At 64.0% G+C, this 13,943-nt stretch carries 14 protein-coding genes; 6 read left to right on the top strand and 8 right to left on the bottom strand.

Features of this window, described 5'->3' with window-relative positions; translation table 11 throughout:
• Positions 1-160: 160 nt before the first annotated feature.
• Positions 161-2,659, top strand: coding sequence for a bifunctional diguanylate cyclase/phosphodiesterase (locus QZY07_RS03590; protein WP_295399813.1), 2,499 nt, complete (start codon positions 161-163; stop codon positions 2,657-2,659).
• Between the two features lie 121 nt (positions 2,660-2,780).
• On the opposite strand, the gene QZY07_RS03585 is transcribed toward QZY07_RS03590, so the two are convergent.
• The 4 genes from QZY07_RS03585 to QZY07_RS03570 all read right to left on the bottom strand — a co-directional run bounded on the left by QZY07_RS03585 (position 2,781) and on the right by QZY07_RS03570 (position 5,671).
• A complete protein-coding gene (locus tag QZY07_RS03585; protein WP_295399805.1) occupies positions 2,781-3,515 on the bottom strand; it encodes a tRNA threonylcarbamoyladenosine dehydratase in 735 nt (244 codons plus the stop codon).
• Positions 3,512-4,288, bottom strand: a complete 777-nt coding sequence (locus QZY07_RS03580; protein WP_295399803.1) for a TatD family hydrolase — start codon at positions 4,286-4,288, stop codon at positions 3,512-3,514. Before QZY07_RS03580 ends, QZY07_RS03585 begins: the two co-directional genes overlap by 4 nt.
• Before the next feature lie 84 nt (positions 4,289-4,372).
• Positions 4,373-5,119, bottom strand: a complete 747-nt coding sequence (locus QZY07_RS03575) for an NYN domain-containing protein (RefSeq protein ID WP_295399801.1) — start codon at positions 5,117-5,119, stop codon at positions 4,373-4,375.
• A 12-nt stretch (positions 5,120-5,131) separates the two neighbouring features.
• Positions 5,132-5,671 (bottom strand): DUF2058 domain-containing protein, encoded by a 540-nt coding sequence (locus QZY07_RS03570; protein ID WP_295399799.1) that lies wholly within the window; start codon positions 5,669-5,671, stop codon positions 5,132-5,134.
• Between the two features lie 274 nt (positions 5,672-5,945).
• Here QZY07_RS03570 and QZY07_RS03565 point away from each other — a divergent pair, with 274 nt between their 5' ends.
• The 4 genes from QZY07_RS03565 to QZY07_RS03550 all read left to right on the top strand — a co-directional run bounded on the left by QZY07_RS03565 (position 5,946) and on the right by QZY07_RS03550 (position 10,565).
• Complete coding sequence (locus QZY07_RS03565; protein WP_295399798.1) at positions 5,946-6,461, top strand: OmpH family outer membrane protein; 516 nt, start codon at positions 5,946-5,948, stop codon at positions 6,459-6,461.
• Between the two features lie 228 nt (positions 6,462-6,689).
• Entirely contained in the window at positions 6,690-6,926 is a 237-nt protein-coding gene (locus tag QZY07_RS03560) for a DUF465 domain-containing protein (RefSeq protein WP_295399797.1), read from the top strand.
• Between the two features lie 36 nt (positions 6,927-6,962).
• Entirely contained in the window at positions 6,963-7,595 is a 633-nt protein-coding gene (locus QZY07_RS03555) for an MBL fold metallo-hydrolase (protein ID WP_295399795.1), read from the top strand.
• 78 nt (positions 7,596-7,673) lie between these two features.
• Entirely contained in the window at positions 7,674-10,565 is a 2,892-nt protein-coding gene (locus QZY07_RS03550; protein ID WP_295399793.1) for a DUF349 domain-containing protein, read from the top strand.
• 42 nt (positions 10,566-10,607) lie between these two features.
• On the opposite strand, the gene QZY07_RS03545 is transcribed toward QZY07_RS03550, so the two are convergent.
• Entirely contained in the window at positions 10,608-11,081 is a 474-nt protein-coding gene (locus QZY07_RS03545) for a universal stress protein (RefSeq protein ID WP_295399791.1), read from the bottom strand.
• A gap of 127 nt (positions 11,082-11,208) precedes the next feature.
• Between QZY07_RS03545 and arfB the strand changes: the two genes are divergently transcribed.
• Positions 11,209-11,631, top strand: coding sequence for an alternative ribosome rescue aminoacyl-tRNA hydrolase ArfB (gene arfB / locus QZY07_RS03540; protein WP_295399789.1), 423 nt, complete (start codon positions 11,209-11,211; stop codon positions 11,629-11,631).
• Positions 11,632-11,638: 7 nt separating this feature from the next.
• Here the strand turns inward: arfB and QZY07_RS03535 are convergent, their stop codons facing one another.
• The 3 genes from QZY07_RS03535 to ispG all read right to left on the bottom strand — a co-directional run bounded on the left by QZY07_RS03535 (position 11,639) and on the right by ispG (position 13,802).
• Positions 11,639-11,818 (bottom strand): hypothetical protein, encoded by a 180-nt coding sequence (locus tag QZY07_RS03535; RefSeq protein ID WP_295399787.1) that lies wholly within the window; start codon positions 11,816-11,818, stop codon positions 11,639-11,641.
• 126 nt (positions 11,819-11,944) lie between these two features.
• Entirely contained in the window at positions 11,945-12,436 is a 492-nt protein-coding gene (locus QZY07_RS03530; RefSeq protein WP_295399786.1) for a heme-binding protein, read from the bottom strand.
• Between the two features lie 118 nt (positions 12,437-12,554).
• On the bottom strand, positions 12,555-13,802 hold the full coding sequence (gene ispG / locus QZY07_RS03525; RefSeq protein WP_295399784.1) for a flavodoxin-dependent (E)-4-hydroxy-3-methylbut-2-enyl-diphosphate synthase: 1,248 nt from the start codon (positions 13,800-13,802) through the stop codon (positions 12,555-12,557).
• Between the last annotated feature and the right edge of the window lie 141 nt (positions 13,803-13,943).

Raw genomic sequence — 13,943 nt, 5'->3', positions numbered from 1 at the left:
TCCCGCGCTCCCGCGCGGGAATGCCCTCTGGCCACTCCAGCGGCCCGATTCCAGACGCGACGCTGGAGCGTCGATACCCTGGCTCGCGCGCCTGAGCCTGGGAGCCAGAGAGCCAGAAAAACGGCGCATGACCGTCCACGCAGCCTAAAGGATCGCAGCGATGAAGCAGTCTCGGATCAGGATGGATGTCACGACTTTCGCAACGCTCGACGCACGCTCTCGGCTCTTGCGCGGCCTGCTGGACGCGAGTCGCGAGGGACTGCTCGCGGCGGACGCCCGCGACGGTCGGATTCTCCTGGCCAATGTCGCCGCTTGCGCCTTGCTTGCCACCGGCGAGGACCGCTTGCTCGGCGAGCCGGTCACATCCCTGCCCCTCTGGCCCGCGGACTGGTCCTTGCGATCCCTGCACGAGACAGGGCGCGAGCATGCCGGGGAGCGGGTCTGCCTCGCCACGGCGCCCAACGGCAACCCGCTGGAGATCCGTGCGCGCCGGTTGGCGATCGAGCAGACCGAGCTGTTGCTGATCGCGCTGAACGACCCTGGCGAGCGTCTGCGGGCGGAGACCGCGCTGCGCGAGAGCGAGGCGCGTTTTCGCGGCATTCTGGAGCAACTGCCCGCGATCTCGGTGCAGGGGTATGACGAGGAGCGCCGCGTCACTTTCTGGAACGACGCCAACGAACGCATTTATGGCTACCGTCGGGAAGAGGCCATGGGACGACGCCTTGAGGATCTGATCATCCCGGAGCCGATGCGCGAGGTCGTGGTTGCCGCCGTCATGGACTGGCTGGAGCGGGATCTTCCGATTCCAGCGGGCGAGTTGACGCTACGACGCAAGAACGGCTCGCCCGTGACCGTCTTCTCCAGCCATGTGATGCAGTGCAACAGCGCGGGCCGCAAGGAGATGTTCTGCGTCGATCTGGATCTGAGCGACATCCGCGCCGCCGAGGAACGCCTGCGTCTCACCGCCACGGTCTTCGACAGCACCGCCGAGGGGATCTATCTGACCGACGCCCGCTCGCGCATTCTCGAAGTCAATCGCGCCTGCCTGGAACTGACCGGTTATCCACGCGAGGCGCTCGTCGGCCAGTCACTGTCGCGCTTCAAATCGGGACGCCACCGTCCGGCCTTTTTCCAGGCCATCCGCCGCTCGTTGACCGAGACCGGCCAGTGGCGGGGCGAGATTTCGATCCGTTTCAGGGATCGCAGCCTTCATCCGATTCTGCTCCAGATCACCCAGGTCGCGAACGAACAGGGGCAGACCACCCATTATATCGGGGTCTTTTCCGATCTCAGTCAGGCCAAGCATACGCAGGACCGGCTGGATTTTCTCACGCACCACGACGCGCTCACCGGCCTGCCCAACCGGCTGCTGTTCGGTTCGCGCCTGGAGCATGCGATCCGACGCGCCGCGCGCGATCGCGACCAACTGGCGGTGCTCTTCGTGAATCTCGATCGTTTCAAGGGCATCAACGACAGCCTGGGCCATCCTGGCGGGGACCGGCTGCTGCGCGCCGTGGCGGAGCGCCTGCGCGAGCGGGTGCGCCGCGACGACACCGTCGCCCGTTTCGGCGGCGACGAATTAACCCTCATCCTCGAAAACGTTCGCGACGACGCGGGCGCGGGGCGGGTCGCCGAGACGCTGCTGCGCGCCATCGCCCAGCCCTTCCCGATCGGCGAACGCGATCTTTTCATCACCGCCAGCATCGGGGTCGCGCTCTATCCGCGCGACGGGGAGAACAGCGCCACCCTGCTGAGCAACGCCGGCTTCGCACTGCGCCAGGCCAAGAAGGCCGGCGGCAATGGCTACGCCTTCTATAGCAACGAACTAACCAAGGTGGTGCAGCACCGCGCCATGCTGGAGAACGGTCTGCGCCGCGCGGTCCAGGGCGGCGAGTTACGGCTGCACTATCAGCCGCAGATCCGGCTCGACACCGGGGAGATGATCGGGCTTGAAGCCCTGATCCGCTGGGAACATCCCGAGTTGGGATTCCTGCTGCCGGGGCATTTTATCGAGATTGCCGAAGAAGGCGGCAGTCTCGCCGCCATCGGCGAATGGGCGCTGTACAGCGCCTGCACGCAGGCGCGGCAGTGGCTCGATGCGGGCATCGCGTTTGGGCGGGTCTATGTCAACATCGCCCACTCGCAAATCCATCGCGGCGACCTGCACCGCGTCACGCAACGGATTCTCGCCGAGACCGGCCTGCCCGCCGGGTATCTGGGGTTGGAAATCACCGAGGGCGTCGCCATGGAACGCGGCGCCAGCCAGATCATCGAGGAGTTGGAGCGACTTAAGGCCGACGGGATCAGTCTCGCCATCGACGACTTCGGCACCGGCTATTCGTCGCTATCGCGGCTGAAACAACTCCCGGTGGACCAGCTCAAGATCGATCGTTCCTTCGTGCGCGACATCGGCACCAGCCGGCGCGATCTTGACATCGTGCGCGCCATCATCACCCTGGGGGCCACGCTCGGACTGGAGGTACTGGCGGAGGGCATCGAAACTCAGGACCAGGGGGCTTTACTCCTCGCCGAGGGCTGCCGTTTCGGTCAGGGCTATTTCTATGCTCGACCGATGCCGCCGGCGGATCTGCCGGGGTGGATGCGGGGACGAGCGCAGGCAGGGTTTCCGGCGATGGTTGGACATAATTCGCCCATGTAGGGACAAGCCATTGCCGTGTCTCGACGCTGATTCCTGTTCACGGACGTTCGCGAGTCACGAAACCTATCGCCCCCAAGGCCGATCACGGCCCCTTGAACGCCCACGGAACGCCAACGACAGGTCACGCCAGCAGACGACGCACCACGACCCCCGCCAGCATGAGCCCGAACAGCGAGGGCAGATAGCTCAACGAGCCATTGACCGCGCGTGGCCGGCCGCGATCGGTTGCTTCGGGGGATAAGGCTGGCCTGGGAGACTCGTCGGACCAGATCACGGTGACGCCGCGTCCGATGCCGCGCCGGCGCAGACGGCTGCGAACCTCGCGCGCCAGCGGACAGACCTGGGTATCCATCAGGTCGCCAACCTGGACCCGAGTCGGATCGAGACGCCCGCCGGCGCCCATGCTGCTGACGATGGGAACGCCCAGACGCACGGCGGTTTCGATCAGCGCGAGCTTGCTGTTGAGGCTGTCGATGGCATCGGCCACCTGATCGAACCCGCCGGTCAGGAGCGACTCCATCCCCTCCGCCGGCAGGAAGTCCTCGATCAGGGTCAGCCGACAGACCGGATTGATGTCGGCGATCCGCTCGGCCATGACCTCGGTTTTGCGCCGTCCGACCGTGGATGTCAGGGCAACCAGTTGACGGTTCAGGTTCGAGGGCGACACCCGATCATGATCGGCGAGCGTCAGCGCCCCGACGCCCGCGCGCGCCAGCGCCTCGGCGGCGAAGGAACCGACCCCACCCAGCCCGGCGAGCAGCACATGACTCGCGCGCAGACGCGCCACTCCGTCGTCGCCGACCAGGATGCGGGTGCGCTCCCAGAGAGGCGCGTCGGCGGGCAATTCGGGATTCATGGAAGAGCCAGCACCGCGCGGGCATTGGCCGTGGTGAAGGCCGCCAGTTCGCCGGGGTCGGCGTCGCGGACGCGGGCGAGCGCCGCGAGCACGTCCGGCAGATATTCCGGGCTGTTACGTTCGCCCCGATGCGCGGCGACCGTCAGGTCGGGCGCGTCCGTCTCCAGCACGATGGATTCCAGCGGGATCTGGGCGGCCAGACGCCCGAGTTTGGTGGAACGCGCGAAGGTCAGCATGCCGCCGAAACCGAGTTTGAACCCCAGATCCCGATACTGTTGGGCCTGTGGCAGACTGCCGTTGAAGGCATGGGCGATCCCGCCGACCACCGGGAGACGGCGCAAGGTGGTCAGCACCTCGTCGTGGGCCTTGCGGACATGCAGCAGCACCGGCAGACCCGTGCTCCGGGCGATCTCCAACTGGGCCTCGAACAAGGCCTGCTGGCGTGCCGGATCCAGCTCGCGGACAAAATAATCGAGCCCGATTTCGCCGATCGCCACCAGCTTGCGATCGGAGACCATCCGTTCCAGGGCGGCGATGTCCGTCTCGCGATGCCGGTCCAGATAGACCGGATGCAGCCCCAGGGCCGGATAGAGCGCCGGGCCGACCGCCGATCCGTCGGCGCACAGTGCGAGCAAATCCGGCCAGCCATCGGCATCAATCGCCGGAATGACGATCCCCACCAGACCCGCCGCCCCGCAGCGCTGCCTGACCGCCGCGCGGTCGGCGGCGAATTCGGGCACGTCCAGATGACAGTGGGTGTCGATCAGTTCCATCGTTCACCGCTCATAAAAAACCGACTCGACCGGATGTTGCGTGGCATCGCGCACCCAACGAAGGCGGGACGCCCTCGCTCCAACTCAGGCGCTGGCCGCCGTCTTTTGATCCCGCACATAGAGCGCCTTGTTCGGTCCCCGCCCGACCGGGCGCTCCTCCAGATCGAACAGTTGCACCGCCTTGAGCAGCCCGCTCAACTTGGCGTACCCGTAATTGCGTGAATCGAACTCCGGGCTGCGCTTGGCGATGGCCGTGCCAACCATGCCGAGCCCGGCCCAGCCGGTATCGTCGGCGGCGCTGTCGACCGCGTTGCGCAGCAGGGTGACGAGCTTGGGATCGCGCTTGAGTTCCTTGCCGCTCTTGCGGGTGGTGGCGTCGCCGCCGGCGTCCTCGCGCAGCACCTCGGTGTAGACGAACTTGTCGCAGGCGGCGACGAAGGGCTCGGGGGTCTTCTGCTCGCCAAAGCCGTAGACCGTCATGCCGGACTCGCGCAGCCGCGAGGCCAGCCGGGTGAAGTCGCTGTCGCTGGAGACGATGCAGAAGCCGTCGAAATTGCGCGAGTAGAGCAGGTCCATGGCGTCGATCATCATGGCCCCATCGGTTGCGTTCTTGCCCTTGGTATAGCGGAACTGCTGCATGGGCTGAATCGAATGGCGCAGCAGCGTGTCTTTCCAGGAACCCAGATTGGGCAGGGTCCAGTCACCATAGATGCGCTTGACATGGGCGGTGCCGTACTTGGCGATTTCGGCCAGCAGCCCCTCGACGATGCTCGCCTGGGCGTTGTCGGCGTCGATCAGGACCGCGAGCTTGAGATTGATGGGGTCGGACATGGATGCGCCCTCCTACCACATGAGATCGTCGGGAACCTGAAAGTCGGCATAGGGGTCGTCGGCATCCGGCGGTGCCGTCGGCTGGTTGAAGACCAGCACCAGACTGGCGTCGCGGGCGCGCACCCGCTCGACGATTTCGGCCGGAATGACCTCGTAGAAGGTATCCTGACGCACCACCGCCAGCCGCCCGGCGACCAGCTTGGTATGTTGCTCCTTGTTGACATAGATGCGCTTGAGCGTCGCCCCGTCGGTGAAGTTGTAGACCAGATCGCCGCCGTCGCGGACCACCCGGTTGGCATGGATGAGCTGACGGATCTCGTTTTCGGCGGCATGCAGCGCCGCCTCCTCCTGACGCTGGCGATTGAGTTCGCGGTCGCGCTCGGCCTTCTCGACGCGCGCCCGTTCAGCCGCCTGACGTGCCTCGGCGTCGACTTGAGGACCGCGTTTGCCGGCCTGCTTGCCTTGTTTGTGTTGCGTCGAACGCGACTGCTTGAGCTTGTGCTGATCGACCAGGCCGGCCTTGAGGAGTTGGTCTTGCAGTGAATTACCCACGATGAGGTGCTCCAGGATGGGAGTTTGGGAATAATCGATTGCTAGAGCATCCGACAGGCGCGACCTTGACGCAAGCCCGGCGGTCTCGACTCACGGCTCTTTGCCGATCCGCCAGGCGGTCTCGACCTTGTTCTGGAATTATACAATTCTGTCGCCACACGCCCGGCATGGTTACAATCGCGGATCCCGATGGAGGCATCCGCGCCCCGCGTGCCCGGATAAACCCTCGATGTTTTCATCCCAACCTCAAGCCATTTTCTCGGAGTGCCATTCCATGCCCCGTCCGATTCTGTTCCTCGCGCTTTCCCTCTTCATGGTTCTGCCGACACTGGCGGCCAACAATGGCGGCGTCGGCTACGTCGACATGCAGAAAGTGCTGGAGCAAAGCAAGCTCGGTCAGCGTTTACAGGAACAATTGCGCAAGGAGTTCGAGCCGAAAGCCAGGCAGTTCGCGGAAGACGAAAAACAGATTCAGACCATGCAACAATCGCTGGAGCGCGACAAGGCGCTGATGAGCAAGGACCAACTCGCCAAAAAGGAAAAGGAGATCCAGGCACTGATCGCGGACTATCAGAAAAAAACGATGCCGATTCAGCAGGAACTGATGAAAGTGCAGCAGGAAAAAGGCCGGGAAATCGTCGGCCCCGCCCGCGAGGCGGTCAACGCGGTGGCGAAACAGAAAAAGCTTGGCATGGTGGTGGAACGCGGCCTGTCGGGCCTGCTCTATCTCGACGAATCGCTGGAGATCACCGCCGAGGTGATCAAGGAAATAGATGCCAAAACGAAGTAAGGTTTAGGCAAGACCGGAGCAATGCGCGCGCAACGCCGGTCATCCAGGGACGCGGCTTGCAAGCGGCAACCGCGCGAATGTGACCGGACTATTTCGGATCTCGCGTCCTGGAGTATACTTTTCGGACGTTGTGCCCCCGTTGCGGGCGCCCGAAACCAATCGATTTCGACCAACCACCCGCCGCCCGCGCCCTCCGCGCGGCGGCGCCCCTGAAGAGGAAGCGACATCATGCTCGGCGAATCGCACGACCTGCTCCATGAATTTCCGGATCTGGAAAACAAGATCGCGGCACTCCGCTCCGCCAACCCCGAGTTCGCGCAACGCATGGACGACTATGACGAACTCGATGCCCGCGTGCGGAGCATCGAGGAACTCGGAACCCCGGTCGCCGATGAAACCATCGAGGAACTGAAGAAAGAACGCCTTCTGCTCAAGGACTCGCTCTATCTGATGCTGCGCGCCTGAGTCGGCCTCCCAGGGCCATCTGAACGCCAAACCGACGTGGACTATCGCATCCTGCCCGTCACCCCGTTCCAGCAGAACTGTACCCTGTTCTGGTGCGAACGGACCCGGCGCGCCGCCATCGTCGATCCCGGCGGCGAGCCTGAGCGCATCCTCGCGCTGCTCGCCGAGTTGAACCTTGAGCCCGAATGCATCCTCCTGACCCACGGTCATCTGGATCATGTGGGCGCGAGCGGCGATCTGGCCGAGCGGCTTGGGTTGCCCATTGTCGGGCCGCATCCCGACGACGCCTTTCTGATCCATGCGCTACCGGACCAGTGTCGGATGTTCGGATTTGCGCCGGTGCGCGATTTCGAGCCAGACCAGTGGCTGCAACAGGGCGATATTGTCAAGGTCGGCGAGGAACGCCTGGAGGTGCTGCATTGTCCGGGGCACACCCCTGGCCATGTGGTGTTCGTCGACACCGCGAATCGACTGGCGCAGGTCGGCGACGTGCTCTTTCGGGGATCCATCGGCCGCACCGACTTTCCGCGCGGCAATCACCGCCAGCTCCTCGATTCGATTCAACAGCAACTCTTCGCGCTGGGCGACGATCTCCGCTTCATCCCGGGGCATGGCCCCATGTCCACCATCGGGCACGAACGACGCGCCAATCCCTACCTTCGCGGATAACGCCTCGCAGCCTGGGGCCGACGTCGCTATTGGCTCAGGTACAATGGCGCGTTGCAAGCAACAGTTGACGGAGCTGACATGCTATTCGAGCGATTCCTCAAAAAAAGACAACAGGCCGCGGCCGAAACCAAACAGGCAGTCGTCTCCAAGAGCCAGGAAGTCCTCGCCGAACAGGCGCAGCATCCCGCGGACCCCGCGATACGACGCAACGCCGCGCGCCAACTCCAGCAGCTTCCGTTGCTTCGCCAACTCCTGAGCGATGACGCCGATGCCGGAGTGCGCGAAACCGCTGCCACGCGTTTGCGCTTCTTACTGTGCGAAGGCGATCAGGAGACAATCCCGCTTGCGGAGCGGATCGGCGAGCTGTCCCAAATCGAAGATCTTGATCTCGTCGAGCGGATCGCCAGCCAGGCCAACGCCCCCGAGATTCGACGCGCCGCGCTCGTCCGGATTCAATCCCCGGCGGTGTTGGCTCAATGTGCCGTGCAGGATTCTCTGGCGGCGAACCGCGGCCTTGCGGTCGAGCGTTTGAATGACAAAGCGGGGCTGGAACTCGTCGTTCGACAGATCGGCAAAAAAGATAAAAACGTCTATCGCGCCGCACGCGACAAACTGCGCCTGATCGCCGAGCGCGAAGAGCTGCCGCAGCGGATTCGCGCCCAACGCGAGGACATCTGCGCCAAGGCCGAGCGACTGGGACGCCTGGGCAACTGGAGTCAGGACCGCGCGCTCCTGGAATATCTGGACCGCCAATGGGCGTCGCTCGCCGCCGAGACAGAGGCCGACGCCGACGCCGACTTGCAGGCACGTTATCAAGCCGAGCGCGAGCGTTTTCTGGCAGCCCATGCCGACGATCGTCAAGAAAATGCAAACCAGATCGCGCGGCATGATGCCCAGGATGCGGTGCGGGCAGAGCGTCAAGCGTTGCTTGACGAATTCTCAGGCGTTGTCAACCTGACCGAGGAGAGCGAAATCGATGCCCTGCGCGCGCGGATCGACAGGGCCTGGAGCGCACTCCCGGCCCTTGCGGATCCTCTGCAGCGTCGCCTCGAAGAACGCTATCGAGCGCTCGTTCAAACCGCGGAGACCACGCGGCAAGCACTGACCGAACAACGTCAGACTGTCGAAAGTCTGCGGCGAACGGTCGCGCAGGCCCAACGGCTCCTTGACGAAACCAGGACGCCGGATCATCGCAAGGCCAGGGCAATCCTCGATCAGGGTCGCGCACTGGTGGCCAGGCAGCCCGAATCGGCGGCGACACGGGATTTTCTGACGCTGGCAGAACGGCTCGAATCCCGGCTCGAACAGCAGCGCCGGCACGCCGAGCAACGCCTGCAACAGCTTCCGGAGCGGCTGATCGAACTGGAGACCCGTCTCGCGGCCGGCGAACTCAAAAAAGCCGATCCACTGTACCAAAGCCTGCAAGCCGGACTCGAACTGATCCAGGCAAGCGAATTGCCCAGGGATGCCACAACCGAGATTGCCAGCCGTCTGCGCATTCTGGCCCCCCAACTGCGCGAACTTCAGCATTGGCGACGCTGGGGCGCGGATCAGCATCGCGAGGGGCTGTGCGCGAACATGGAAGCGCTCATTGAACAGGAGCTGCCGCTCGCGGCACTGGCCGATCAATTGCACACACTGCAACTGGACTGGAAGGGACTCGACCAATCCGGCTCGCCCGCCAACCAGGCACTCTGGGAACGTTTTCATGCCGCCTCGGAGTCTGTTTATGCGCGCTGCCGTCCCTTTATGGAAGCCCGGGCCGCCGAGCGCGAGTCGAACCGGCTCGCGCGCGAAAGTGTCTGCCAGCAGATCGAGGACTTTTTAAGCAAGGTCGATTGGGAGCGGGTGGACTGGAAAAAGATCCTGCGTGCCGAGCGCGAAACCCGTCAGACCTGGGCCGCCATCGGCGCGACCGAGGGTCGGCATCGCAAGACGCTGGAGCGCCGTTTCCACCAATCGCTCAAACAGATCGACCAGCGCCTGGAGACCGAACGCAAGCTTAATCAGGCGCACAAACACAACCTGATCGAACGCGTGCGGGCGCTCGCCGATGCCCCTAACCTGGATGCCGCCATCGAACAGACCAAGGCGCTGCAACGCGAATGGCGCACGACGGTCCCGGCGCGCCAGAAAGACGAAAACAGACTCTGGCAGAACTTCCGTGCGGCCTGCGACGCCGTCTTCGAACGGCGGACCGCGCTGTACGAGGCTCAGACGAACGAACTCAAGGACCATCTCGCCACTCGCGAGAACCTCTGCGCCGAGGCACGGGCATTGGCCGCGAGCGACGCCGTTCCGCAGCGATTGGCCGCCGGATTGCGGGAACTCGACGAGCGCTGGCGCACCGCCCAGGCACTTCCGGTCCCTCGCCAGTCCGCCAGTCAATTGGCGCGTCAATGGCACGACTGCCGCGACGAACTGGAACAACGCATTCGCGCAGGCGAGGACCAGCAACGGCAAGCCGTGCTGGATCTCGTGCAGCGCCAGGCTGAACTCTGCGAACGGCTTGAGCTCAGTGCGCTCGGCGCGACCTCCGAACCGATCGACCCCGCCGCCGCGCGACACTTGTGGAGCGAATTGCAACAAGAGCCGCCGGCAAGTCAGGCGCTGTCGGCACGTTTCGAATACGCGCTCGACGCCGCGCAGAATCCCGCGCGACTGGCCGAACTCAAGCGTCGTTTTGCGGAAAACGACTCGCAACGCAGCCGGCTTTGCCTCCAGTTGGAGATCATCGCTGGCGTGGAATCGCCGCCGGAGCTTGCGCAACAACGATTGGAGTTCCAGGTTGCAAGGCTTGCCGAACGCATGGGCGCGGGCGAGGAGGATCGGCTCCAAGGCGCAACCCAGCTGCTGCAACAGTGGTATCTGTGCGGCCCCGCGCCTCGCAACGAGAGTCTGAACGCACGCTTCCAGCGGGTTCGCCGCGCCCTGGAGCCCCAGCGAACTCGCGAAGCAGAGGCTGTTTAGCCGAGTCTGTGCTGACTTGCGTTTCGACCGCGCTGTCCAGGTTCAAGCATTCTTTTCGTCGATCTTGACGCAGAGAACATCGCAGGTGGAGTGACGCAGTACCGTTCGCGCCGTTGACCCGAATATGCCAAGCAGGCCGTGACGCCCGTGACTTCCCAGCACCACCAGATCCACGTCCAGTTCGGCCGCGACCTCATCGATGAGATGTCCGGTCGAGCCAACCCGGATCAACCGATCAATTGTTGCGACATCGAGTTGCTCGCCCAAGACGTCCATCTGGCGCATGGCAATCGCCATCAGTTCGGCCTCCAGCTCGTGGTTCTCCGGCAAGGCGATCTCGCCGGAATAGCCCAGAGTCATGTACTCCATGGCCGGCGGGATGTGTTCGATGACATGCAGCAAGGTCAGCCGCGCACCGGTGAGACGACGTAAACCTTGGGCGCGGGTCACGACGGGAGCGCTCTCCCGCTCGAAATCCACGGCGAGTAACAGATGTTTATAATCCCCGGTTTGCATCGCGCACCTCACTGATTGTTCGCGTATTGTCCAAATCGGACGCACTTTAAGTATAACGAGCGATAGCGGTCTTTTCGCCCCGCTGCAAACATCGTCGGCTTGCGTGAGAATTCCAGGAATGGCCTGCATGCTTCAGATTACCCACCGCATCCAGATCGACGAGTCCGAACTGCGGGAACACTTTATCCGCTCGCCCGGTCCGGGTGGTCAGAATGTCAACAAGGTCGAGACCGCGGTGCAGTTACGGTTTGACGTGGCGGGGTCGCCTTCGCTGCCGGAGGACGTGCGACAGCGGCTGTTGCGCCTGGGCGGCAGGCGGGTGGATTCGGCGGGAGTGCTCATGATCGAGGCGCATCGTTTTCGCACCCGCGAGCGCAACCGCCAAGACGCGCGGGAACGTCTGGCCGCGCTACTCGTGCAGGCCGCGCATCGCCCCAAACCGCGCATTGCCACTCGCCCGACCAAGGCATCGAAAGAACGACGCCTCGAAGCAAAGCGCCGCACGAGCACCAACACGCGACTGCGGACGAACCGGCCAGGCGAGGACTGAACGCGGTCTATTCGTCGACCTCGACCAGAATTCCCGAGCCATTGGGCGCTGTGACGAGCACCAGCTTGCCCAGGGTCGGGTGTCGGGCCGTGTAGACCGTGATCCCTGCTACGCGCTTCTCGGCGATGATCTCGCTTTCTTCCTTCAAATCCTCAATGATGGCCGCCTCGGCATCGATCAAGCGCATGGGGTAATCCTCTGGCTTAGAGAATGGTTGGTGGAAGGAGGATGGCCCCTGTCAAACCGGGGCCAGGTTGACATGGAGCGTATCCGGCGGCCCCAACGGCGTCGCGACGAGACGACCGCAATCGATCTACAGTGCCATATCCAGATCGTCCTGGATCCTGGCGACCCCGGCCAGCGCGCACGCTTCGTCATCCGCGCCATCCGGCGCGCCACTGACGCCCACGCCAGCGACTAGCGCGGAACCGCCCACCAGCACGGGCACGCCACCGGCGGACATCACCAGGCCTTCCACGCGCCCGATCGGCGACTCGGCGCGGGCCGCCATCGCCGAGGTCGCGGCATTGAAGTTGACAGCGGTAAAGGCTTTCATCCGGCTGATTGTTAGAGTGATCGGAGCCGCGATGGTGTCGCGCAGGGCGACCTGCACGTTGCCCTCGCGATCGACCACCGTGACCGCGATCTGAATCCCCTTCTCGCGACAGGCCGCGATCGCGCCCTGGGCAACCTGGACGGCCGCATCGAGCGACAGTCGCTTCAGCGGCACCGTCAACGCCTCCTCCGCCAGCACGGGCGCGGCCAAACCGAACGCAACAAAGCCCGCCATCAAACGCTTGTTCATCTTGCTCTCCTCATGAAGTTTGACGTGATCGCAAAAGGCGCGGTTGTTCGTTTCCGGTTCCCGGCGCGGCGCGCGTTAACGGAAAGTTGCGCAATCGTGGCCGCCCGGAACACGTCACTCAGACGCCAGGTCGCGGTCCCTGGCCATAGTGAGCCTCGATATAGTCATCCACCATGCGCTTGAACTGCTCGGCGATTCCCTCGCCCTTGAGCGTCGCCACCTTCTCCCCATCCACATAGACCGGAGCGGACGGCCGCTCGCCGCTGCCCGGCAGACTGATGCCGATATTGGCATGCTTGCTCTCGCCGGGACCGTTGACCACGCAGCCCATGACGGCCACCTGCATGGTCTCGACGCCCGGATACTGCGTGCGCCATGCCGGCATCTGGTCGCGCAGATAACCCTGAATATTCTGCGCCAGATGCTGGAAGGTATCGCTGGTGGTGCGACCGCAGCCCGGACAGGCGGTGACCATGGGCGCGAAGGCGCGCAGTCCCATGGTCTGAAGGATTTCCTGGGCCACCACCACCTCGCGGGTGCGCGCCTCGCCGGGGGCCGGGGTCAGCGAAACCCGGATGGTATCGCCGATCCCTTCCTGCAGCAGCACCGCTAGCGCGGCGGTGGAGCCGACGATTCCCTTGGAGCCCATGCCGGCCTCGGTCAGGCCGAGATGCAGGGCATAGTCGCCGCGTTCGGCCAGTTTGCGGTAGACCGCGATCAGATCCTGAACGCCGCTCATTTTGCAGGACAGGATGATCCGGTCTTTCGGCAAACCCAGCGCCATCGCGCGTTCGGCGCTGGAGATGGCCGATTGAACCATCGCCTCGTGCATCACCTGATCGGCCTCGCGCGGCGCGGCGGAACAGGCGTTGTCGTCCATCAGGCGCACGATCAGATCCTGATCCAGGCTGCCCCAATTGACCCCGATGCGCACCGGCCGCTCATAGCGGCAGGCCAGCTCGATCATGGTCGCGAACTGACTGTCCTTTTTCTCGCCGGTGCCGACATTGCCCGGATTGATCCGGTATTTGGCCAGCGCCTGCGCGCACTCGGGATAATCGGTCAGCAGACGATGTCCGTTGAAATGGAAATCGCCCACCAGCGGCACGCCGCAACCCTGGGCGTCGAGCGCCTCGCGGATGGCCGGGACCGCCCGCGCGGCCGATTCATGATTGACCGTGATCCGCACCAGTTCCGACCCCGCCCGCGCCAGATCGGCGACCTGGCGTACCGTGGCGTCCACGTCCGCGGTGTCGGTGTTGGTCATGGACTGGACCACGATCGGCGCCAGACCGCCGACGGTCACTGGGCCGATGGCCACGGGAACGGTGATGCGTCTTTTGATCGGTTGTCGAACTGGGCTCATGGTGCCTTATTCCGCAAATACGATGAAAACTCTATTTTGACAGTTTTAGATGGTTTTTGCCTGCCTAGCGCAACTATGCGAAAGCATCAAGACCGTCTCAGGTCGTTGTCGTTGTCGTTGTCGTTGTCGTTGTCGTTGTGG

It is taken from the genome of uncultured Thiocystis sp. (genome assembly GCF_903866365.1).
Taxonomy (GTDB): Bacteria; Pseudomonadota; Gammaproteobacteria; order Chromatiales; family Chromatiaceae; genus Chromatium.
This window is presented reverse-complemented; position numbering and strand designations above follow the sequence as displayed.